The following is a 22,446-nucleotide window of genomic DNA, read 5'->3' on the forward strand; positions in this document are numbered from 1 at the left end:
CGCGACGGTCAGTTGGCGGTGACGGTGACCGTGTTGCCGATCTGGGTCTTCATGTCGAAGGACGCGCACTGGCCGTTGCTCAGTTCCTGGGTGCGCAGGGGGCGCTTCTTGATGTTGGTGCGGATCTCGACTGTCACGTCGGTGCCCGACATCGAGCAGACCTTCGACACGGGGGCGTCGGTGTAGGACACCGAGCCGGCGCCCTGGCACGAATTGGTCGAGTTCCCCAGGAACACGCGGGCGGTGCCGGTCGGGCACGGGTCGGCCATTGCGCTGGGTGCGGTCAACAGGGCGGCGGGAACCAGTGTTCCAGCCGTCGCCGCCGCAACGATCACTCCGCGAACCATCATCCGAACCGCCATCACGCGCACCTGTCCTCATCGCCGAACGTCCACACCGCGACATGCCAGCCGCAGTGCCCAGCACCTTAGTCCTTCCGGCCGTGTCCCGCCCGACCATCGCCACATCCGGCACCGTGCGCTGACCTCGCCACGCCCGACCGCCTGCCGCGTCGGTAAGTCCTACCGTCCCTTAGTCTTGCCAAGAATCTCGGAGAGGCGGACCCTTGCTGCGCAGTTTTCAGGTGACCAACCATGGATCGTTGGCGCAGGCTCAGCAGTTGCGGCTGACGAAGGGGGCCGGGCCGCTGGCGGTGCCGGTCACGGCCGTGCACGGGGTGGCGGCCTCGGGGAAGACGAGCTTGATCGACGCGCTCGGGCAGATGCGCGACGCGGTGTTGCACTCGGTGAGCGGATGGGATCCGTACGCGGGGCCGGTGCGGCGACCGCATCTCGGGTTCGCCGATCAGCCAACGGAATTCGTGGCCGGGTTCGTCGCGGAGGGCGTGCCCTACACCTATGGGTTCCGGCTCGACAACGCCGATGTGGTCGCGGAGTGGTTGCATACGCATCCGCGGTCGCGCAAGCGGATCGTGTTCGAGCGTGAAGGCGACGAGGTGAAGATCGGGCCGATGTTCGAAGCGGCCCGGTACGGGGTGGCGGCGTTGGTGCCGTTGTTGCGGCCCAGCGCGTTGCTGTTGAGTTTGGCGGGGCAGATGTACGCGGAGGCGTTGGTGCCCGCGTATCGGTGGTTCGCGGCGAATCTGGTTGTGCAGCAGGGTGATATCGACAGCGATGCGCTCGCCCATGATCTCGGCAGTCACATCTCGCGTTCGCCCGACAATGCCGTGCGGCTGCTGATGCTGTTGCGCACGGCCGATCTGGGGATCGAGGATCTGCTTGTCGCCGAACACGATCCGATGTACGCCGATTACCTGCGTGACCTCGATGCCGAAATCGGTGCGTTGGCAGGTCATCTCGATCGTGGTGATGTCGATCAGATTCTGGTGGAGCGTGAGCTCAGTACGTTGCGTGCGGCGCGTGACGCGCTGTACCGGCGGATGGTGGATCGTCGCGGTGCGGGGCTGAGTCTGGTGCACGAGGGCATCGACGTGCCGTTCGAACTGGCCGACGAATCCACCGCCACCCGCTCGCTGCTGCGTGTGCTGCCCGCCATGCTGGAAGCTCTCGACACCGGTCAGGTCCTCGCGGTCGACGATCTCGGTGCGGGTCTGCCGGTGGAGGAGACCGATCGCCTGGTCCAACTGTTCCAGAACCCCGAGACCAATGCCCGTGGCGCACAACTGATCTACACCACCGCCAACCGCACCCTGATCGACCGCGGCAACGGGCGCTCGCAGCGCACCCGCACCGCGGTGTGGCAGGTGCGTCGGGAGTTGGGTGTCAGCGAGCTCACGCCGCTGTAGACCGGCGTAATCGACCAATCGGCCGTCCGCTACCCCCGATTTTCGACCCAACGGCGACGAAGTGGACGAAAATGCCGGGGCATAGCATGAACGCATGCTCGAAGTGGTGATGGCGGTCGCGATGGTGACGATGCTGGCGGTGACGATCGGTGCCGTTGTCGCCGGACGGTCCGGCCGGCCGAGGGCGAGCCTGGAACACGGCTCGCTGTACATCACCGGCGTCAGCCCGCTGCCCGAGATGACCGGCGAGCACTACGTGACGATCACCGGCACCATCACCGGCCCCACGATCACCGGCAAGGTCGTCTACCGCCGCTTCGTGTGGGACGCCGCGCACTGGCCCGCCATCGGCGACCACCTCACCATCGCCTACCCACCCCACAACCCCGACAACTGGCACGCCGACCACCCAGGACTTCGCCCCTACCTGGGCTCCTGAATCGGGCCTGGCGGGGTCTACCGTCGCATTCGTAGCGAGTTAGTCCGGGTGCGGTCGGGGTCACATTTGTTCGGGTGCGATCATGCCTGGATGCATGGCAACCACGACCAAGCCGGACTGTTGATCCGTTCCGCTCATCCTGACGAGTACGACGCGATCGCCGCGCTGACCGTTGAGGTGTATGTGGGGGACGGGTACGTCACCGATGGGGACGACTATGTGCGCGAACTCGCTGATGTCGGGCATCGGGCGGCGGAGGCCGAGGTGCTTGTCGCCGTGCACGAGGGGCAGGTTGTCGGGTCGTTGACTGTGGCCAGGCCCGGTACGCCTTATGCGGAGATCGCTCGGCCGGGGGAGCTCGAGTTCCGGATGCTGGCTGTGTCGAAGCAGGCGCGGGGGCTCGGGGTTGGTACCGAGCTGGTGCGCGCTGTCATCGACGAGGCGAAAACGGGTGGGTACGAAGCGGTGGCGTTGACCACCATGTTCTCGATGGTCGACGCGCATCGCCTGTATGAGCGGCTGGGGTTTGTCGCTGTGCCGGAACGCAATTGGGCCACCCATGACGGGTTGCAGCTGTTCGTGATGCGACTTGCCTTGAGCTGACGGCTGACTCGCGGCGGCAGTCTTCGGTCAGTTCAGGACGGTCGCCACGATGCCCGCGAGGTAACCGAGTCGGGCTACCTCCGACGGGCGGAAGTCCGGCCCACCGGGTCGGCCGAGCAGCAGTGCCTTGCCCGTGCTGCCCAGCGGAGCGGCGGCGAGTTTGGTGTCCATGTCGCGCCAGATCTGCGGCACCCACTCGGCGTCACCGTCGAGCCACAGCGGCTTCTCGATCGGCATCCAGGGGGCTGAACCCGCTTGTGTCTCAGGCGCACTCGGGCTGCCGACGATTCGGTACGCGCCGGTGGGCCCCATGCCGATGATCGTGGACCAGCCCACGCGCAGCACGCGGGGGCAGCCGTCGACCAGGACCTGGAGGCGGTCGTCGCGGGCGCTGGCGACCTGGTCGATCAGCTCGAGCTCGCGGTGCGTGTCGAGTACGCCGGAGTACGGGCGGATCGAGTCCACGCTCACATCGCGCACGGATTCCGCGGCGGTGATCAGAGTGTCGGGCAGTGCGCCGGTGGGCACCTCCACGACCAGATCGTCGATGGCGAAACCGGCGCCGCGTTCCACGACGTCCAGCGAGAGAATGTCCGCGCCGACCCCGCCGAGGGCGAGTGCGAGGGAGCCGAGGCTTCCCGGTCGATCCGGAAGTTGCACGCGGAGCAGGTATGACACGTGCGTTCCTTTCCTTGCCGGCCGGGGCTGTTCGAGACGAATACCCGGTGAAGCAATACTTACACCCCTGAACGCGGGTTATCGACCCGAAGTATGACCCCATCGACGCGACATGCGCGAACTTTCGTGTGAGGCGGGTGCGTCCGACGTCTGGGACGGGCGCGTCAAAACCTGTCAGGGCAGCCAATTAGGCTGTACCGACTACTGCCCACCGAAGCCGAAAGGGGTCCCGCGGTGCCCGCAATCTCCCGTGACGAGGTCGCTCACCTCGCCCGGCTGTCCCGGCTGGCGTTGACCGACGCCGAACTCGACCAGTTCGCCGGTCAGCTGGATTCGATCCTCAGCCACGTGCAGACCATTACCGAGGTCGCCGCCGACGTCCCCGCCACCGCGTCGCCGAACCCGACGACGAACGTGACCAGGCCCGATGTGGTCATCCCCGGCCTGACCCCCGAGCAGGCGCTGGACCAGGCGCCCGCGGTGGAAGAACAGCGTTTCCTGGTCCCGCAGATTCTGGGAGAGGGCGAATGACTGATCTGACGCAGCTGTCGGCGGCGCAGCTGGCGAGCAAGATCCACGGCGGCGAGGTGTCCTCGACCGAGGTCACCCAGGCGCATCTGGACCGCATCGGCAAGGTCGACGGCGAACTGAACGCCTTCCTGCACGTGGCCGGTGACGAAGCTCTCGCCGCGGCTGCTCTGGTGGACGCGTCGCTGGCCGCGGGGGAGACGCCCGCCTCGTCGCTGGCGGGAGTTCCGTTGGCGCTCAAGGATGTTTTCACCACCACCGACATGCCGACCACGGCCGCCTCGAAGATCCTCGAAGGCTGGATGTCGCCGTACGACGCCACGGTCACCGCGCGGCTGCGCGCCGCGGGCATCCCGATTCTGGGCAAGACCAACATGGACGAGTTCGCGATGGGCTCCTCCACTGAGAACTCCGCCTACGGCCCGACCCGCAACCCGTGGGACACCACCCGCATCCCCGGTGGCTCCGGTGGCGGTTCGGCGGCCGCGCTGGCCTCGTTCCAGGCGCCCCTTGCCATCGGCACCGATACCGGTGGCTCGATTCGTCAGCCCGCCGCGGTCACCGCCACGGTCGGCGTCAAGCCCACCTACGGCACCGTGTCCCGGTACGGCCTGATCGCGTGCGCGTCGTCGCTGGACCAGGGTGGCCCGTGTGGTCGCACGGTGCTGGACACCGCGCTGCTGCACGAGGTGATCGCCGGGCACGACCCGCGTGACTCCACCTCGCGCGATGTGCCGGTCGCGCCGGTCGTGCAGGCCGCGCTGCAGGGCGCCAACGGTGACCTGACCGGTGTGCGGGTCGGTGTGGTGCGCGAATTGCATTCCGACAGTTACCAATCCGGCGTGCTGGCCTCCTTCGATGCCGCGGTCGCGGTGCTGAAGGAACTGGGCGCCGAGGTGATCGAGGTGTCGTGCCCGAGCTTCGAGTACGCGCTGTCCTCGTACTACCTGGTGATGCCGTCGGAGGTGTCGTCGAACCTGGCGCGCTTCGATGCCATGCGCTATGGCCTGCGCGTCGGCGACGACGGTAGCCACAGCGCCGACCAGGTGATGTCGGCGACCCGCGAGGCCGGTTTCGGCCCGGAGGTCAAGCGCCGCATCATGATCGGCACCTACGCGCTGTCGGCGGGCTACTACGACGCCTACTACGGTCAGGCGCTGAAGGTCCGCACGATGATCGCGCGCGACTTCGACGCGGCCTACGAGAAGGTCGACGTGCTCGTCTCGCCGACCAGCCCGTTCACGCCGTGGAAGCTGGGCGAGAAGGTCGACGATCCGCTGGCCATGTACCTGTCGGATCTGTGCACCCTGCCCACCAACCTGGCGGGGCATCCCGGCATGTCGGTGCCGTCGGGTCTGTCGGCCGACGACAACCTGCCGGTGGGTCTGCAGATCATGGCGCCCGCCCTGGCCGACGACCGCCTGTACCGGGTCGGTGCTGCCTACGAGGTGGCGCGCGGGGCGCTGCCGACGCCTGGGGCGGTCTGAGAAAAGCTGTTCCGAAGCGGGGCGTATCGGGCTGAAACAGCCTGGTGCGCCCCGCTTTTCGTGCACGGCTGCCGCAGTACAACGAAACGTGCATTCCAAAGGAGCGTCCGCCCCTGCACTACCTCCCGCGCATGAGCCGAGCGCTGTGTTACCCCCACAGCCGGACGGTTGCGCGCTCTGCCGGCGCGGTCCACTGGTGGGTCACCACGCTCAGCGCCCACTATTCGACGAAACGGTCGAAATCGGAACCGTTTGTGCCGATAGTGTCCGCTCAGCGTGGGTGCCGACGACTCAGGCGACAGCCCGATCGGCAACGCCCCGCGTCATCGCGCCGAACCCCGCGCGCAGGTGCTTGCCCAGCGCCAGGTTCACCACGGGGCTGAGCCAGCCGGCGAGGGTGAAGCGGGACTCGTAGCGGCAACGGTCAGGACCGAGGGGGACCACGGTGTGGGAGCGCAGGCTGTGCAGGGCGCCCAGCGGTACCGGCTTCATTGTGTAGCTGAACTCGACGCCGGGGGTGTGGGTGCGGATCCATTCGCGTTGGGGGCGGCGGTTGGCGCCCAGTTGGACCTTCATGTCGATGGTCGAGCCGGGTTCGAGGGTGCTCGCGGCCTCGTAGCAGAAGGTGTTCCACTCGCCGTAGCGGTCGAAATCGGTGAGCACCTCCCACACCTTCGCGGCGGGTGCGTCGATCTCGATCGTTTCGTCGATGACTAGAGACATGCGTGAAAACTAGGACATGTTCTAGTTTTCGGCAAGTGGTCAGACGAAGCGGCGACGCAGCTTGCGCAGCGCGTCGATGATCACGGCCGAGGCCGCGGTCACCGCGAACAAACCCAGTACCGTGCGGGCCAGCGGCCACAGGTTGGGGCGGTCGGCGGGGTCGGTCTGGGCGAAGACGTTCTCCACCACCGGTGCCGCGTACTCCTGGCGGCGCGAATTCACGTCGACGGCGGTGAACGCGATGTCGGCCATCACATTGCACCGGGCCCGGGAGAACTCGTCGTCGCGCAGTTCGCAGGCCGCGTGGATGCGCCGGTTCAGCGCCGCGTCCACCGAGCGGCGGGCCCACGGACCCAGCGGTTCGTCGAGGCGTTCGGCATAGCGCAGCATGTCGTAGCCCAGGTCGTGCGCCTTGCAGGCGGGCTCGAACTCGGCGGGCAGGGTCACCGGCGAGGAGCAGTCACCGTTCGGGTTCACCAGCAGACCGGCCTGGTCGGCGGGGTCGTAGCCGAACTTGTAGCCGAAGTCGCGCGGGATCAGCGAGGTGGCGTCGGGGCTGTCGTCGATCAGCGCGTGCACCGCGGCGGCGGCCACGGCGTTCTCGGTGTTCGGCGTGGTGCCACCCATGGCACCCGGTGCCGACATGACCACGGCGGCGGCCATGGCCAGCCCGGCCGTGCACAGGGCAACGCCACTGCGACGGCGGTGCTGCGCGGGAACGGAGGCGGAATCTGCGGTACGGGCGTCGGAAGAGGCGGGTACCTGGCGAAGCGGGGTGTTCATGGCCTCCGACGATAAAGAGCACGTCACGCGGTGGGCATCCCACTGCGGACTGGTTCAACGGGGCGCGCGGGTGGCAGACCCGGCGCCGGGGTCACACCAGGGTAGGGGGTCGCATTCGGTTCGTGGGTATGAGGTCCGCTGACCGGACGGTTCGTAGGCTTCGGAGTATGACCGCACCACAGCTGCCCGCCGCGCGCCGAATATCCCCGCAAACCTGGTTCGATTTCGCAACGGTGCTGGTCGCGTTGGTTTTGTACAGCATCGCCTGGCCGACGCTGTTCGTCACGCACGAGGTGTCGCCGGTCGCCGCGCCGTTGTTGGCGGGGTTGGCGGTGTTCCCGATTCTGTTCGTTCGGGTCAACCCGGCGATGGGGTGGGCGATCTCCGCGGGCGCGGCATTGCTGATCTCGGTGGGCCTGCAGCCGGGCGCGGACAACGATCTGCCGTTCCAGGTGGTGCACATCATCGTGCTGTTTGTGCTGCTGTTCGCGGTGGCACTGCGTGCCTCGGTGCCGATCGTGGTGATGGCGTGGGCGGCCACCTCGATGCTGTTCGCCACGACCATGCCCGGGTCCGCGGAGGGGCCGCTGTGGGGGTGGGCGATCGGGTTCGGGGCCCTGGCGCTGTTCGGGTATCTGGTGCGGATCCTGCTGGCGTCGCGGCGCAAGCTGGAACGTCAGGAAGAGGTGACCGAGCTCGAGCGGGCACGCCGGGCGATCCTCGAGGAGAAGGCGCGGATCGCGCGTGACCTGCACGATGTGGTCGCGCATCACATGTCGATGGTGGTGGTGCAGGCGCAGACCGCGCCGTATCGGATCGCCGATCTGGACCCGGCCGCGCGCGCGGAATTCGAATCCATCGGGGCCACGGCCCGCACCGCGCTCAACGAGATCCGGGGGCTGCTGGGGGTGTTGCGCAGCGATGGCCAGTTGCCCGAGCACGCACCGCAGCCGCGGGCGGCGGACGTGGTGGCGTTGTGTGAGTCGGCGTTGCGGGCGGGATTGCCGGTGCAGTGGTCGGTGAGCGGGGAGTTGACATCGGTGCCGGACACGACCGGGTTGGTGGTGTATCGGGTGGTGCAGGAGTCGATGGCCAACTGTGCGCGGCACGCGCCGGGGGCGGCGGTGCACGTGGAGTTGGCGGTCGAGCCGGGGATGGTGTCGGTGCGCGTGCGCAATGACGCGACGGCCACGGTGTCGCAGCCGGGTGCGGGCGGCGGGCACGGGATCGAGGGGATGCGCACGCGGGTGGTGGCGGTCGGCGGTGAGCTGCACGCGGGCTCTACTGCGGCCGGCGGATTCGAGGTCGCGGTGAAACTACCTATCTCGTAAGGCATTACGTGCACTGCGGCCGTGCGAAGAAGTACGTCGCGGCAGTGCCCACGAAACCTTCGTCGCTGCCGTGCGCGAAAGCCTTTGGGCCGCGTCCTGGCTGAGCCCATTATGCGAAACCCTCGCGTTGCCGCAGCCGTGCACGGAAGACGGGGGAACGCTCGGTGGCTGGGCGCATTAAGGTGGGCCGGGTGGCTATAACCGTGTTGATCGCCGACGACCAGGCGATGGTGCGCCAGGGTTTCGGTGCTCTGTTGGGTGCGCAGACCGATATCAGCGTCGTCGGCGACGCGCCCGACGGGAAAGTGGCGGTGGCCGAGGCCAAGCGGCTGCGGCCCGACGTGGTGCTCATGGATGTGCGGATGCCGCAGATGAACGGTCTCGACGCCGCGCGCGCGATCCTGTCCGCGAATTTCGATCCGCCGGTGCGGGTGCTGATGCTGACCACCTTCGACATCGACGACTACGTCTACGAGGCGTTGAGCATCGGCGCGAGCGGGTTCCTGCTCAAGGACGCGCCCGCCGAGGAGCTGGTGCGCGCGGTGCGGGTGGTCGCCGACGGGGAGGCGCTGCTGGCGCCGACCATCACGCGCAGGCTCATCGCCGACGTCACCCGCAGGCGCAACAGCGTGCGCACCGCCCCCTCGCCCGCGCTGGGCACGCTGACCCCGCGCGAACGCGAGGTGCTGGAGCTGGTGGCCAAGGGCCTGTCCAACACCGAGATTGCCACGGCGTTGTTCGTGGCCGAGCAGACCGTGAAAACCCATGTGTCCAAGGTGTTCTCGAAGCTGGGGTTGCGTGACCGCGCCCAGGCGGTGGTGCTGGCGTATGAATCGGGCCTGGTCGTTCCCGGCTGAGCCGGTGTGCTCAGCGCGGGCAGACCCCGCCGCGCAGGTTCGGCAGGTGCCGGGCCAGCAGCAGCGCCATGCGGTCCAGCAGGGCGGTGGTGTCGTCGAACGAGCCCGAATCCGCCTGCGCGGCAAGGGCTACCGCGAGCTGCCCGCTGCCGACGGGAATGAGGCCGAACTGGCGCACCGTGTAGACCCCGGTGACGTCGTCGGGACCCCAGCCGCCCTTGAACTCGGTGTTGTCGAGCAGGCCAAGACCCCAGCTCTGGTCCTCGCTGATCTCGCCCATCAGCGAGGTGACCACCTCGGCCTGCGGCAGGCACGGCAGCCGCGACGCGAACCGGACCTGGTTGGCCAGCGACCATTCGGTGCCGCCGAATGCGGTGTCGTCGAGCTCGGTGTGCGTGCCCGCCACGCCGGTGGGGGTGTCGCCGGCCTCGTCCAGGATCTGCTGCACGGCCTGCGCGGCTTCGGGTGCGTTACCCAGCGATTCCCACAGGCCGTAGGCGGCGTCGTTGTCCGACACCGTGATCGCGGCCTGCACCATCTCGAAGATCGACTGGTCCTGGTCGTGACGCAACGCGGCCACCGCCAGCGGGATCTTGATCGTGGACCAGGCGATGCCGGTGGACCAATCACCGTAGATGGTCATCCGGCCGCCGCCGACCGGCATCAACGCCATACCCACCTGCCCGGGCAGCCTGCCCTGCAACTGGGTGAACTCCGAGGCCAGCGAGTCGGGCTGCTTGATGGAAAGCCCAGGGTGCCAAGAGTTCTCGCTGTTGACGGTGACCGTGGGGGCGCTCATCGGGGTCGGGGTGCCCGACTGGGCGCACGAGGTGGACAGCGCGGCGGTCGCCAGCATCACACACAGCAGCAGCCTGCGACAGGCAGCCGCCTTTCCGGTCGACTTCACTACCGAATCCTCCCCACCACCCATCACGCGTGCTCCGGCGGTGCAAACTTCTCGTCGAGCGCGTCCGGAAACTCCCGGACGACTATCAGCAAGTTTCACCGATTTTCGGCGAGAATTCGAATGAACGTGGTCACACGGTCGGAAGGGGGTCGTGGTGCACGACATCGGTGAGGTGTTCGCCGGGTTCACCATCGAGGCGATGTTGGGCCAGGGCGGCATGGGGACGGTGTATCTGGCCCGGCATCCGCGCCTGGATCGACTGACCGCGCTGAAGCTGTTGAACCGGGATCTGTTCGCCGACGAGCGGGTTCGCGCCAGGTTCGAACGGGAGGCCGACCTCGCGGCGGGACTGGACCACCCCGGCATTGTCACGGTGTTCGATCGTGGGACCGAGGGGGAGCAGCTGTGGATCAGCATGCAGTACGTCGACGGGATCGACGCCGCCACTGTCGACCCGATGGCTTTGCCGCCCGAGCGTGCGGTACAGATCATCGAAGGTGTCGCTGACGCACTGGATTACGCGCATGGTCGGGGGGTGCTGCACCGAGATGTGAAGCCCGCCAACATCTTGCTGGCCCGCTCGAGTGGGGGGCAGGGGGAGCGGGTGTTTCTCACCGACTTCGGCATCGCCCGTCTGCGCGCGGACTCCACGCACCTGACGCAGCAGGGAATGTTCACCGCCACACTGGCTTACGCGTCTCCCGAGCAGATGACGGGTTCGGAACTGGATCACCGGTCGGATCAGTATTCGTTGGCTTGTTCGCTGTACTGGTTGTTCACCGGGATCGCGCCGTTCGATTCGGTGGATCCGAACGAGATCATCCGCGGGACGCTGTACGGTCCGCCACCGCCCCTCGCGTTGCGGCGGGCTGGGCTGCCGCCGAGCATGGATGCGGTGCTCGCTGCCGCGATGGCGAAACATCCTGCGGCGCGGTTCGATTCGTGCGTGGCGTTTGCCAAGGCGGCTCGTCAGGCGCTGACTTCCACGACGCCGCCTGTTTTGCCGCGGCCACCGGCGAATCCTGCGGCTGGGTACTACCCTCCTGCGGGCGGGCCCGCGCCGTTCCCGCAGCCGGGGATGGCGCCTCCGGGCTATCAGGGGTCGCCGATGCAGCCTGCGCCACAACCTAATTGGCAGCCTCCGCGCCCGCCCGCTGCTGTCCCACCGCCGGCGGCCCCGGCTCAGGCTTCTGCACCGCCGCCAGTCGTGCCGGCTGCCGCGGTCGCGTCGCCTGCTGCAGCACCGCCTGTTGAGGTTGCGCCTTCCGGGCCGAGCGGCGACGCCGCGGCGATGTCCACGCCACCATCTCTGGAGAAAAAGCCGAAGTCGGACGCGAAGACATCCGGTACCGCAGAAGAGGTATCTGCCACGGCGGCAACGGATGTCCTGGCGACGCCTGGTGCCGGTGATGTGGACGCGGCGAACGCGGCGGCCTTGACCACAGTGACGTCGCTCGCGGGCCCGTCAGAGGCGGCTCCCGCGGGCATTGTGCCGAAGCTGGGTCAGCCGGGCCTGGTGAACCAGGTGGGTCAGCAGGTCGGTCCACCACAGGTGAGCGGTTCGGGGCAACCCGGCGGGCCCCTGCCGCTCGGAACTGCGGGCGGGCCAGTACCTGGGGGTCCTGTGCGGGGGGCGTGGGTTGGTCCGCATCGGGGGCATTGGCCGGTGCCACGGCGGGTTTCGGGGATGCGGCGGTTCGGGTGGGTGTTGTTGGTGGCGCTTGTTGTGGTGTTGGTGGCGTTGGCCGGGATCGTGGTGGTGGCGTTTCTCGGCGATGACGACGGTGACTTCGAGTCGAGTGCGGGTGCGCACGGGCCGTCGAGTTCGGTGGTGGCCGTGGGGGATTCGTTCGCGGGTAGTCGGCGGGTGTTTCCGACCCTGGTGCCGCAGGGGCAGATGAGCGATGGGATGGGGTATCAGGGGGCGCGGTGTGTGGGGGTGCGGCATGTCAGCGAGTTGGAGTGGAAAGAGACTGCGCTGCAATGGAGTCCGATCACGGTCGGGTGGCAGTGCAGGGGAGCCGAGGGTCAGCCGGGTGCGGTGAGCTATCTCGTTCTGGAGTACGCCGACGCCGGGCAGGCGCGATCGGTGGCGGAGGCCATGCCGGGGCCGATTCGCAGCGAGGGGGACAAGGATGGGGTGCCGTTCTCGTTGCGGCGGTGGGTCATTCAAGACCCGGCCAATCCCCGCACCCAGACCGCGCACCAGGTGCTGAGCTTCCCCGAGGACTCCGACCGCGCCAATTATGTTGTCGTGGTGAGTCGTCGGGGAAGCAGCGGTGCGGCAGGTGCCCCGCGCCCCACCGCACAGGACGACGTCATCGCGTGGTGGAACGACGTCGACCTGTGATCGCGACGTGAAACCTCAGTCCACCGCCAGCGCCGCCACGATCGGCATCCTGGCGGCTCGCAGGGCGGGCGGAATCGACCCCAGCAGTGCGAGGCCGAGTGCGACCGCCCCGTAGACCGCGATCATCGGGCTCGGGCGGTAGATGATGTCGATGGTCATCGCGTGCCCGATCGCCACCGTGGCCAGGTATTGCACCGCGATGCCGACGACGAGTCCGATTGCGGCGCCGATGATTCCGATGCCCGCCGCTTCGGCCAGCACCGAGCGCAGCAGGAACTTGCGGTTGGTGCCCATCGCGCGCAGCACCCCCAGTTCCCTGCGGCGTTCCAGTACCGACAGCATCAGGGTGTTCAGCAGTGCCACCGTGGCCACCAGCACCACGATCCACAGGATCATGTTGCTCATCGCCGCACCCTGCTCGATGCCCGAGGTGATCCCGCTCAGCATCTCGTCGCCGGAATCGACATGGATGTCCGCGGGGACTGCCGCGCGCACGGCGGCACGGACCTGCTCGGGGTCGGCGCCGTCGGCGAAGCGGACCGACAGGGTCGTTTCGCCGGGCCGCTGATACCACTCCCGCATCTGGTCCAGGTTCATCATCACCACACCGGACACGGCGGTGAAGTACGGAATCACCTGCAGCACAGTGGTTGTCTGCGCACCGGCGGGTGTGGGCATGGTGATCCGGTCACCAGCCGACAGCGACAACGACCGTGCCACATCGCGGGTGATTACCACGCCTTCGCGCCGTTCCATCTGATCGATCACCGCCGGATCGACCGCCCCGAGCCGGGCATTGGAGGGGCTGGGCGGGTACCCCTGCAACATGACCCGACCGCTGCCGATGGTCGCGAACGCCATCTGGGCGGGATATACCTTCGCCACGCCCGGCACCGCCGCGACCCGGTCGGCCAGCCCGGCGGGCAGCACAGGTCCGGTGGGGAACTCCTCGATGGGGGTAGGACTCACGTAAAGGTCTGTGTCAGCAAGGCTTTGGAACGAGTCGGTCGCCGACTTCACCATGTTGCCCGCCGCCCCACCCAGCGCGACCACCGCCGCGACGCCGATCATCACCGTCATCGCCGTCGCCCACACCCGCCGCGGCGCCCGCTCGAGCGTGGTCGCGCCGAGCGCACCCGGCGCTCCGAACCAGCGGGCGATCGCCGCGGACCCGCGCACGATCGGCCCGGTGGCGGCGAAACACAGCAACACCGTCGCGGTGAACGACATCGTGATCGAGGCCAACGACAACCGGCCGAGATCGAGGAAGGCGACCACGACGGCCCCCGCACCCAGCAGCAGCCCGAGCGCCAGCGCCACCCAGCGCAACGCGGAACTGGTGGCCGCGACATCACTGGACTCCACCGGCGCGAGTGCCTCGACCGGCGCGACCTTGTAGACCTGCCGAGCAGCCACCGATGCGGCGAGCACCGTCGCCACCACGCACGCCAGAATCGCCAGGGGGATAGCGTAATTCGGCACCTGGAACTCGGTCCGCGCCTCGACCGACTGCACGATCGCCGCAGGCAACCTGTCGATCGCGAACCGCCCCATCAACGCCCCGATCCCGGCACCGATCGCCCCACCGACCAGCCCGAGCAACGCCGCTTCCACGACCAGATCGCGCACCATCGGCCCCCGCTTGCCGCCGATCGCGCGCAACAGCGACAGCGTCGGCCTGCGTTGTGCCACAGCCATACTCATCGCGTTGTAGATCAGGAACGCCGACACGATCAACGCCGCCGCCGAGGACATCAGCGTGGAGTACCGCACGATCTGAATCGCCCCGCCCGCCTGCACGGTGCGCAGACTCGGCTCGGCCACCACCGCCCGCCCGTCCACCGCGTCGGTGAGCGCGGTCCGCAACGTGGCGATGTCGGTGCCGGGTGTCACCACGATCTGCACCGAGTCGAGCTTGCCGACCCGGTTGGTGAGGAACTGGGCCAGCGGCAGCGGCGCGGCGACCAGGTGGCCGCCGTTGAGCCGGTTGCTCGCCTCGGAGTCCAGGACCGCGGCCACCGTGGCCGTGCCGGACCCGATCGGCACCGGGTCGCCCTCGAGCAGACCCATCGCGGCCCCGACCAGCACGCCACGCGGCGTGCTGAGCAGTTTGGACGTGTACTGCGACATCGGCCCGGTCAGATCGCTACCCAGTGCGGCGATGGTCTGATCGGCGCCGATCAGCAGGGCCCGATCCGGCCCCGTGCCCAGGGTGCTGCGCAGCATCGGCACCGCCGTCGCGACCCCGGGTGTCGCGGCGATCCGGGGCAGCAGCGACTGTTCGAAACCGGCGTCGGTGATCCCGGTGATCTCGAGCTCGGCGGTGCCGGCCAGTCCCTTGGTGAGCTTGTCGACCGACCCGGTGACCGAACCGGAAATGCTCAGCACCGCCACGATCAACGCCGCCGACACCCCCATCACCGCGCCGGACAAGAACGTTCGGCCGGGATGACGCAGCAGTTCACCGAAGTTGAACAGCCACAACCGATTCCAGGCGGCGATCACGCGTCCACCCGCGATCCGATGCGTTCGTCCGCGCCGATCTGCCCGTCGCGCAACGTGATCACCCGGTCGCAGTAGTCGACCGAACTCATGTCGTGCGTGACCATCACCACCGAATTGCCCTGCGCCGTAATGTCACCCAGCAGCGAGAGAATCGCGGCACCGGTTTTGGAGTCGAGGTTGCCGGTCGGCTCGTCGGCCAGGATCAGCGGCGGATCCATGATCAAGGCCCGCGCCACCGCCACCCGCTGCATCTGCCCACCCGACAGTTCCGCGGGCCGGTGGTCGGCCCGATCACCGAGGCCCACCAGCTCCAGCAGTTCCAACGCGCGCGGCTTGGCCTTGCGTAAACCGGTGCCGTCCAACAGTTTCGGCACCGCGACGTTCTCCCACGCCGACAACGTGGGCAGCAGATTGAAGAACTGGAACACGAACCCCACCTGCTGCAGCCGGAACGCGGCCTGCGCGTCCTCGCCCAGATCGCCGATCTCGGTGCCGCGGAACCGAATCGACCCCTCGTCGGGTCGGTCCAGCGCGCCGAGTAGGTGCAGCAGGGTGCTCTTGCCGGAACCGGAAGGGCCGATGATCGAGGTGAACCGGCCCGCGTCGATGCGCATGCTCACCCCGTCGAGTGCGCGTACTTCCTGGTCGCCGACGCGGTACTGCTTGACCACCCGCGTCAGCTCCAGCATCGGCAGTTCGAGTTCCGGCATAGCTTGTCCCCCTGGGGAGTTCGAGTGTCAGCGAGCGAGTGCGCGGTCGCGGAAGTGCTGCGCGACCGGCGAACGTGCGTCGAGTAGAGCACGCAGTGCGGGTTGTTCGGCGGCCAATTCGAGATAGGCCTCGAGCGGTGTGCGACCATCGATTTCGGCCAGTTCCAGTTTGACGCGCAGGTGGTTGTCCCAGCGGTTGGCCAGGGCCAGCAGCAGGCCGTCGATGCCGCCGAACAGGCGATCCAGGTCGGCGATGTCGTCGAACAGCGCGGGATCGTTCGGATCGATCGCGGCCCTGGCGAGCACGGTGTGCGTGATCTCGGTGCGGTGGTGCAGGTCGGTCCAGGTCATGGGCTTCACCTTCCGTGGGCTGGTGAGTCAAACGCTACGGTCGGCGAAACGGTGAAACGTCGTGCCGGGGACCCGACTTCTTCTCCTACCCCGGTAGGAGATCGGCCCCGTTCCCGGGACGATGCCCGGCCGGTAGACGGCGACTAGCCTTACATCATGGATGTGAGCCACGCCATCCCGGCGGAGGCGCCGGAGCGGGAGAGTCGCCGGCAGCGGCTGCTCGCCTGGTCGGGGCTGTCGCGGGTGTTCGCCGACGCGCGCGAGCGCATGGAGTCGCTGCCCTACGACTACCCGCCCGCGGTGGTTCTCGGTGCCGACCTCGCGTTGCTGATGGTGACCACCGCGGCGGTGATCCAACGACACACCTACTTCCCGAGCCTGCTGCCGTGGTTGGCGATGGCCGCGGTGTTCCTTCCGGTGCCGCTGTTCGTGTTCTTCCGCGTGAACCCGCACCCGATGCTGTTGGGTTCCAGTGCGCTGCTGTCTTGTGCCCTTTTCCTGTTGCAGCCGGTCAGCGGCGATTTCGCGCCGTTCGTGTTGGTGATCGTCGTCGGCGAAGTGGCGGCGGTGGGCTCGCGCCGGATGGGGGTGGGGTTCGCGCTGGTCGCGCTGCTGGAATTGGTCGCGTTCGACGTGGTCGGGCACCTGCAGTGGGGTGAGACCGGGCGGCGGCTGGAAGGGCTGCCGATGTACGTCATCGGCGTGATTCTCGGCATGATGGTCGGAGTGCTGCTGCAGTACCAGCGCCGGTTCCTCTACCAGGAACGCGAGACCCAAGCGATTCGCTCCAGCCACGCCGCCGACGAGGAACGTCGCCGGATCGCCCGCGAGGTCCACGATGTGATCGCGCATTCGCTGTCGATCACCCTGCTGCACCTGACCGCCGCCCGCCGCGCGTTGCAGACCGACGACGACCCGGCCGAGGCCACCGAGGCATTGGTCGAAGCCGAACGACTCGGCCGTCAGGCCATGGCCGATATCCGGCGCACCGTCGGGATGCTGGACGCGGGCCCCGCGCAAACCGCCCCCGAGCCCAGCGCCGCCGATATCGACGAGCTCGTCGGCGACTTCCGCCGCGCGGGCCTGACCGTCGACTACGCCCGCACCGGCGAACTCGCTGCCGTCAGCGGTGCCATCGGCCACGCGCTGTACCGGATCGGCCAGGAATCGCTGGCCAATGTCACCAAACACGCGCCGGGCGCCGTGGCCACCGTGCGTTTGGACGTCACGCCCGACGCGGCCACGCTGCTCGTATCGAACCCACTCCCGCCCGGACCCGCGCCCCGCCGCGACACCGGCATGGGACTGCGCGGGATGCGCAAACGCACCGAACTGCTCGGCGGGGCGATCAGCGCGGGAAATGGTGACGACGGCTGGACCGTGCGCGCCGGATTCCCCCTGAAATCGGGCTCGTGTCTGTCGAGCGTGCTGCCGGGCCTGCTCCGCACCAAACCCCAGGAGGACGCGTGACCACCGCTTCACCGATCGAGCAGCTGGTGACCGTGCTCGTGGTCGACGACCAGGAACTCGTGCGGGGCGGACTGCGCCGCATCCTGCGCCGACGCGACGGCTTCACCATCGACGAATGCGCCGACGGCGACGAGGTGGTGGCAGCGGTCGCCGCGCAACGCCCCGATGTGGTGCTGATGGACCTGCGGATGAAACGGGTCGGCGGCATCGATGCGACCAGGTTGCTGCGCGCGCGCCCGGACGCCCCGCCGGTACTGGTGCTGACCACGTTCGACGACGACCAACTGCTGTCGGGCGCGTTGCGCGCGGGCGCGGCGGGCTTCCTGCTCAAGGACTCACCCGCCGAAGACCTGATTCGCGCGGTCCGCACGGTCGCCGCCGGTGGGGCGTGGCTGGACCCGTCGGTGACCGGACGGGTGCTGTCGGCCTACCGAACAGTGAAACCGGTCGGTACGCGCACCGACCGGCGACTGGGCGAACTGACCGCCCGCGAGTACGAAGTGCTCGAATTGATGGGTTCCGGCCGGGTCAACAGCGAGATCGCCGCCGAACTCGGGATCTCCGAAGTGACGGTGAAAAGCCACGTCGGACACATATTCGGCAAGCTGGATCTGCGCGATCGAGCCGCCGCGATCGTGTTCGCGTTTGACCACGGCGTAGTCACACCGGGAGAATCTTCCTACTGAGAAGCAGGTCCGGCGGACCTGCCAGAAGTGGGAGGCGGACGCTGGTGCACGCACCTGGGTCACGGGCGGGGACCAGATTCGGCCCGTACGAGTTACGGTCGATGCTGGGCAAAGGCGGGATGGGCGAGGTCTACGAGGCCTACGACACCGGCAAAGACCGCGTGGTCGCCCTGAAGTTGCTGGCGCCCGAACTCGCCCAGGACCCGGCCTACCAGGTCCGTTTCCGCCGCGAATCCCAAGCTGCGGCCAAGCTGGCCGAACCGCACGTCATCCCCATCCACGACTGGGGCGTGATCGACGGGGTCCTGTTCATCGACATGCGGCTGGTCCCCGGCGACGACCTGCGCACCGTGCTGCGCGCGAGCGGGCCGATGAGCCCCGAGCGCGCGGTGGCCGTGGTCGAGCAGATCGCCGCCGCCCTGGACGCCGCGCACACCGGTGGGCTGGTGCACCGCGACGTGAAACCCGCCAACATCCTGGTCACCCCCGCCGACTTCGCCTACCTCGCCGACTTCGGCATCGCGCACACCGAAGGTGACAGCGCGATGACCCAGGCCGGAATGGCGGTCGGCTCCTACATCTACATGGCGCCCGAACGTTTCGACGTCGGCCCGATCTCACACCGCGCCGACATCTACTCCCTGGCCTGTGTACTCCACGAATGCCTCACCGGCGCTTCACCTTTCCCCGCCGCGAGCATGAGCGTGCTGGTGCGCGCGCACCTGTCGGAGGCACCGCCGCGACCCAGTGAACTGCTGCACGGGATACCTGCCGGGCTCGACGACGTCATCGCGACCGGCATGGCCAAGGATCCGGCTGACCGCTACGCGACCGCCGGTGAACTGGCCGTCGCCGCCCGTCGCGCGTTGGCCTCGGCTGTACCGGGCGGGGGCGCGTTCGCAGCGAACCCTTCGGCGATGCAGGGCGGGGGCGCGTTCGCCGCGAACCCCTCGGCCGCGCAGGGCGGGGGCGCGTTCGCCGCCAACCCCTCGGCCACGCAGGGCGGGGGCGCGTTCGCTGCCAACCCTGGGGCCGCACCGGCCCTCCCACGTCGTGATGTGAACTCCGGTTCTGCTGAGGGTGCGCCGTACCGTGCCCCCGCTCGCCCGACATCCGCACCCGGCCCCCTGCCCGCCGCAGGGCGCGGATTCGCCGCCGCGGCCGGTTTCGCCGCCGGGGCGGGACGCACTCGTCAGACTGGCCCTGACTCGGATGAGTCGGGGAAGGAGCAGCCGCCGACGCCGACGGGGGAGTTCCGGGTGATCGGGGCGGTGACCGCTACCGGTGGTGTGGAGACTTCGCGCAGTCAGTCGACCGCGACCGGTGCGCAGCCGACGTTGATCATCCGGCCGCCCGAGTCGCGGCCCGGTGGCCCGGATACGACCGGTTTCCGTCGGGTGCCGACTGAGGGCACCGGTGAGATCTCCGCGGTGATCCAGCCGACCGGCCCCGCCGAGATCCGCCCCGCCGACACCTACTTCGCCCCGCTCCCGACCACCGAGGAACCGGAAGCCCCCCAGCCGCCCCCTGCCTACACTCCCGACCAGGGCCTGCCGCGGATGCGACCCTTCCCAGACGCACACCTCTACGACGGGGGCGCCCAGCCCGGCGAAACCTCCGCGCCGCTGCTGCAGCCACAGCGCCCCACCGCGGCCACCCCCTACCCGGCGCCCACCGGTCCCCACGGCCTCCCGCCCCAGAACCGAGCGGCCCCCACCCAGCGCTACTCCGCCGAACACCCCATCCCGGCCCCCTTCACCCCGCCGACGGAGCAGTACAACCCTCCGGCGTCGAACCCGAACCCGCGTTTCCCGTCGCCTGCAACGCAATTCGGTGATGACCGCACCGAGGCGTCCGCGTTCACTCCGCCGACGGAGCAATACAACCCCCTGGCGTCGAACCCGAACCCGCGCTTCCAGTCGCCCGCACCGCAATTCGGTGACGATCGCGCCGACCCGCCTGCGCTCACCCCGCCCACAGAGCAGTACTCCGCTCCCGCAGCGCAATTCGATGACGACCGCACGCATCCGCCTGCCCGCCGCACGGATCCGACGCAGAATGCCGGCGGCGGCTTCGATGATCCGCGAGACCGCTTCGGTGGTCCAGCTGGTCAATTCGGTGGGCGCGACGAACCGCAGGACGGTATCGATCCCCAAAGATTCGCTGCCACACAGCATTACGGTGGCGCCCCCGAGGGGAACTTCGCCCCCGCGACCGAGCAGTTCGACCCCACCGATCAGCAGCGGTCCGCGCCGACCCAGCACTACGGCACCAACCCCGCCGACGAACCGGACCCGCGCCGTTCCCAGCCCACCCACCAATACCGTGGCGGCGCAGCACCGTTCGGCGCACACCAGGCCGAGGACCCGGCTCGGTCGGCCGACGCCCGGCCGTACGCGGGCCAGGAGAACGCGTACTCCAACTACGACGAACCCCCCAGCGCCTACGGCGACCACGCGTATCGCGATCCCGGCTACGGACCGGCCTACGGACCCGACCCCGCCTACGGACCGGATCCCGCGTATGGACCAGATCCCGCATGGGGACACCAGGATTCGGGCCGCAACCGCTCCTACCTGCTACCAGCCCTGGTCGGCTTCTTCGCCGTAGTCGTGCTCGTGATCGGTGGCGCGATCGGCTGGCGCATCATGTCCGCCGCGGAACCCGAACAAACCACCGCCGCCGCACCGACCTCACTGGTCACCGCGGGCTCGGGCAAACCCTCCACCCCGCGCGCGACCACCGCCGCACCGACCACCTCGGCAGGCCCCGTCACCCTGCCCGTGGGCGCGCAACCCTGCGAATCCGGCGCCGCCTCAGGCACTTTCAGCAAGGTCGCGGTCGGCAGTTCGGTCACCAGCTGCGGTTTCGCCGAAGCCGTTCGACAGGCCTACGCGGGCGGCGGCGCCAGCGGTGCGCGCCCGGTGGTGGCGACCAGCCCGGTCACCGGTCGCACCTACACGATGAACTGCGCCCCGGAAGGCAAACTCGTCACCTGCACCGGCGGCGAGAACGCCGTGGTCTACGTGTACTGACATAAAAAACGGCCGCGGCCTCGTGAAAGAGGCCGCGGCCGAACATCTCTCAACCCGCCGAAGCCACCGCCACCACGGTATCCCCGAGCCGGTTCAACGTGTCGGGATCACTCCACGACCCGGTGATCGACACCCCGTCGGCCACCACATCGGCGCCGGCCTTGCGCAACCGATCCGCCATGTCCTGATTGATCACCTCACCGGGCCCCACCGTGATCACCGCGACCGGTTTCCCGCCGATCGTGGGCGCGGGTTCGGGATTGGCCAGCCACGCGATCACACTGGCGGCCAACGGCGGCACCGAATCACCTTCGGCGGCGAACAGCAGCACCCCGTCGGCTTCGATGGTGGAGCGCCGCAACTGATTAGCGATCAGCGGCCGCCCGTCCTCGGTGTCGATGGCCGCACTGTAGGTGGGCAGGGTGTCGAGCTCGGCCAAGGTCACCACGTCGACATTGTTGCGAATCGCGACCCGCTGGGCCTCGGTCGCCAGCTGCGCCGAGGTGGAATTGTCGCCGGGTTCGGCGACCAGTGCGAGCAGATATGACATCCGTGGTCCTTTCTACTTCGCGTTCTTCATGATTTTCTGGGCCGCGGACTCGATGGCCGCGTCATTGGCCGCGCTGAGATCGATCACGCCGACCCCGGCGATCCGCTTCGCCAACGGCGGATTGATCTCCTTCAACCGCTTCACGAAATCGTCGGCCACATCGGAATTGCCGCGTCCGTGCCCGAGCAGCACGAAATCCTCGGTGCCGATCTCCTCGATCAACGCCACCGCGATATCGTCGAAATACTTCAGGAACACCTGCGGGTCGTCGTGCCCGGTGTGATGTTCGACGGTGCGAATGTGGTGCGCGACTTTGTCGTGATTGGTGACATCGTGTTCGGTGTCGGTCACGCCCGGAGTCGCGAGGTCGAAATGCAGGACCCGAGCCTTCTCGCTGTCCATCACCACCACGAACATGTCACCCGAACCCTTGAGTTCGGGATGGTCTTTGAGCAGTTGGCGCGCGTGTTCGATGTCGCCGATGGACACCCGCCCGTTGTGCTGACGGTGGAACACCTCGCGGTGCCCGTTCATCTTCACCGCCAGCCGGTCGCCGTGTTCCTGTTCGACCTCGTCGGCGATGTCCTCCCACATCGTGATGAACTGCGTCCATTCGATATCGGTGGGCGCGGGATGCCCCTTGATCGAAGCCAGGGTCTTGCGCGTGTGCTGGTTCATGCGGATCTCC

At 68.3% G+C, this 22,446-nt stretch carries 21 protein-coding genes; 11 read left to right on the plus strand and 10 right to left on the minus strand.

What is annotated here, in order from left to right; translation table 11 throughout:
* Positions 1 to 8 precede the first annotated feature (8 nt).
* Entirely contained in the window at positions 9 to 362 is a 354-nt protein-coding gene (locus ACFWVD_RS04395) for a hypothetical protein (RefSeq protein ID WP_379240515.1), read from the minus strand.
* 203 nt (positions 363 to 565) lie between these two features.
* Here ACFWVD_RS04395 and ACFWVD_RS04400 point away from each other — a divergent pair, with 203 nt between their 5' ends.
* From ACFWVD_RS04400 to ACFWVD_RS04410, 3 genes are all read left to right on the plus strand, one after another.
* Positions 566 to 1,765: an ATP/GTP-binding protein gene (locus tag ACFWVD_RS04400; RefSeq protein WP_379240516.1), complete on the plus strand. Its 1,200-nt coding sequence runs from the start codon at positions 566 to 568 to the stop codon at positions 1,763 to 1,765.
* 94 nt (positions 1,766 to 1,859) lie between these two features.
* Positions 1,860 to 2,204: a hypothetical protein gene (locus ACFWVD_RS04405; RefSeq protein ID WP_379240517.1), complete on the plus strand. Its 345-nt coding sequence runs from the start codon at positions 1,860 to 1,862 to the stop codon at positions 2,202 to 2,204.
* Between the two features lie 90 nt (positions 2,205 to 2,294).
* Positions 2,295 to 2,807: a GNAT family N-acetyltransferase gene (locus tag ACFWVD_RS04410; RefSeq protein WP_379240519.1), complete on the plus strand. Its 513-nt coding sequence runs from the start codon at positions 2,295 to 2,297 to the stop codon at positions 2,805 to 2,807.
* 27 nt (positions 2,808 to 2,834) lie between these two features.
* Here the strand turns inward: ACFWVD_RS04410 and ACFWVD_RS04415 are convergent, their stop codons facing one another.
* The gene (locus ACFWVD_RS04415; protein WP_379240520.1) at positions 2,835 to 3,485 is read right to left on the minus strand and encodes an amino acid-binding protein; all 651 of its coding nucleotides are present in this window, start codon (positions 3,483 to 3,485) and stop codon (positions 2,835 to 2,837) included.
* Positions 3,486 to 3,719: 234 nt separating this feature from the next.
* Here ACFWVD_RS04415 and gatC point away from each other — a divergent pair, with 234 nt between their 5' ends.
* Entirely contained in the window at positions 3,720 to 4,016 is a 297-nt protein-coding gene (gene gatC, locus ACFWVD_RS04420) for an Asp-tRNA(Asn)/Glu-tRNA(Gln) amidotransferase subunit GatC (protein ID WP_266291832.1), read from the plus strand.
* Positions 4,013 to 5,500 carry an Asp-tRNA(Asn)/Glu-tRNA(Gln) amidotransferase subunit GatA gene (gatA, locus tag ACFWVD_RS04425; RefSeq protein WP_379240521.1) on the plus strand — a complete coding sequence of 496 codons (1,488 nt, stop codon included), beginning with the start codon at positions 4,013 to 4,015 and terminating at the stop codon, positions 5,498 to 5,500. Before gatC ends, gatA begins: the two co-directional genes overlap by 4 nt.
* 291 nt (positions 5,501 to 5,791) lie before the next feature.
* On the opposite strand, the gene ACFWVD_RS04430 is transcribed toward gatA, so the two are convergent.
* Both ACFWVD_RS04430 and ACFWVD_RS04435 read right to left on the minus strand, forming a co-directional pair.
* The gene (locus ACFWVD_RS04430; protein ID WP_379240522.1) at positions 5,792 to 6,223 is read right to left on the minus strand and encodes an SRPBCC family protein; all 432 of its coding nucleotides are present in this window, start codon (positions 6,221 to 6,223) and stop codon (positions 5,792 to 5,794) included.
* 39 nt (positions 6,224 to 6,262) lie between these two features.
* Positions 6,263 to 7,006, minus strand: a complete 744-nt coding sequence (locus ACFWVD_RS04435) for a hypothetical protein (RefSeq protein WP_379240523.1) — start codon at positions 7,004 to 7,006, stop codon at positions 6,263 to 6,265.
* A 167-nt stretch (positions 7,007 to 7,173) separates the two neighbouring features.
* On the opposite strand from ACFWVD_RS04435, the gene ACFWVD_RS04440 reads away from it, so the two are divergent.
* Both ACFWVD_RS04440 and ACFWVD_RS04445 read left to right on the plus strand, forming a co-directional pair.
* Positions 7,174 to 8,337, plus strand: coding sequence for a histidine kinase (locus ACFWVD_RS04440; RefSeq protein ID WP_379240524.1), 1,164 nt, complete (start codon positions 7,174 to 7,176; stop codon positions 8,335 to 8,337).
* A 191-nt stretch (positions 8,338 to 8,528) separates the two neighbouring features.
* Complete coding sequence (locus ACFWVD_RS04445; RefSeq protein ID WP_379240525.1) at positions 8,529 to 9,194, plus strand: response regulator; 666 nt, start codon at positions 8,529 to 8,531, stop codon at positions 9,192 to 9,194.
* A 10-nt stretch (positions 9,195 to 9,204) separates the two neighbouring features.
* Here the strand turns inward: ACFWVD_RS04445 and ACFWVD_RS04450 are convergent, their stop codons facing one another.
* Positions 9,205 to 10,101, minus strand: a complete 897-nt coding sequence (locus tag ACFWVD_RS04450; protein ID WP_379240526.1) for a hypothetical protein — start codon at positions 10,099 to 10,101, stop codon at positions 9,205 to 9,207.
* Between the two features lie 154 nt (positions 10,102 to 10,255).
* On the opposite strand from ACFWVD_RS04450, the gene ACFWVD_RS04455 reads away from it, so the two are divergent.
* Complete coding sequence (locus ACFWVD_RS04455; RefSeq protein ID WP_379240527.1) at positions 10,256 to 12,451, plus strand: protein kinase; 2,196 nt, start codon at positions 10,256 to 10,258, stop codon at positions 12,449 to 12,451.
* Positions 12,452 to 12,466: 15 nt separating this feature from the next.
* Here the strand turns inward: ACFWVD_RS04455 and ACFWVD_RS04460 are convergent, their stop codons facing one another.
* Genes ACFWVD_RS04460 through ACFWVD_RS04470 form a run of 3 tightly spaced genes read right to left on the minus strand, consistent with a single transcriptional unit; the run spans position 12,467 to position 16,017 of the window.
* Entirely contained in the window at positions 12,467 to 14,956 is a 2,490-nt protein-coding gene (locus tag ACFWVD_RS04460) for an ABC transporter permease (RefSeq protein ID WP_379240528.1), read from the minus strand.
* Positions 14,953 to 15,666: an ABC transporter ATP-binding protein gene (locus ACFWVD_RS04465; protein WP_379240530.1), complete on the minus strand. Its 714-nt coding sequence runs from the start codon at positions 15,664 to 15,666 to the stop codon at positions 14,953 to 14,955. Before ACFWVD_RS04465 ends, ACFWVD_RS04460 begins: the two co-directional genes overlap by 4 nt.
* A 27-nt stretch (positions 15,667 to 15,693) precedes the next feature.
* Positions 15,694 to 16,017, minus strand: a complete 324-nt coding sequence (locus ACFWVD_RS04470; protein ID WP_379240531.1) for a hypothetical protein — start codon at positions 16,015 to 16,017, stop codon at positions 15,694 to 15,696.
* Between the two features lie 156 nt (positions 16,018 to 16,173).
* Between ACFWVD_RS04470 and ACFWVD_RS04475 the strand changes: the two genes are divergently transcribed.
* Genes ACFWVD_RS04475 through ACFWVD_RS04485 form a run of 3 tightly spaced genes read left to right on the plus strand, consistent with a single transcriptional unit; the run spans position 16,174 to position 21,208 of the window.
* On the plus strand, positions 16,174 to 17,487 hold the full coding sequence (locus tag ACFWVD_RS04475) for a sensor histidine kinase (RefSeq protein ID WP_379240532.1): 1,314 nt from the start codon (positions 16,174 to 16,176) through the stop codon (positions 17,485 to 17,487).
* Complete coding sequence (locus ACFWVD_RS04480) at positions 17,484 to 18,173, plus strand: response regulator (RefSeq protein ID WP_379240533.1); 690 nt, start codon at positions 17,484 to 17,486, stop codon at positions 18,171 to 18,173. Before ACFWVD_RS04475 ends, ACFWVD_RS04480 begins: the two co-directional genes overlap by 4 nt.
* Positions 18,174 to 18,217: 44 nt before the next feature.
* Complete coding sequence (locus ACFWVD_RS04485; protein WP_379240534.1) at positions 18,218 to 21,208, plus strand: protein kinase; 2,991 nt, start codon at positions 18,218 to 18,220, stop codon at positions 21,206 to 21,208.
* A 49-nt stretch (positions 21,209 to 21,257) separates the two neighbouring features.
* Here the strand turns inward: ACFWVD_RS04485 and ACFWVD_RS04490 are convergent, their stop codons facing one another.
* Together ACFWVD_RS04490 and ACFWVD_RS04495 are read right to left on the minus strand one after the other, a co-directional pair.
* Positions 21,258 to 21,758 carry an NADPH-dependent FMN reductase gene (locus ACFWVD_RS04490; RefSeq protein WP_379240535.1) on the minus strand — a complete coding sequence of 167 codons (501 nt, stop codon included), beginning with the start codon at positions 21,756 to 21,758 and terminating at the stop codon, positions 21,258 to 21,260.
* Between the two features lie 12 nt (positions 21,759 to 21,770).
* A complete protein-coding gene (locus ACFWVD_RS04495) occupies positions 21,771 to 22,436 on the minus strand; it encodes a hypothetical protein (protein WP_379240536.1) in 666 nt (221 codons plus the stop codon).
* Positions 22,437 to 22,446: the final 10 nt, after the last annotated feature.

It is taken from the genome of Nocardia sp. NPDC058666, from assembly GCF_042714895.1.
In the GTDB taxonomy this organism is placed as follows: Bacteria; Actinomycetota; Actinomycetes; order Mycobacteriales; family Mycobacteriaceae; genus Nocardia.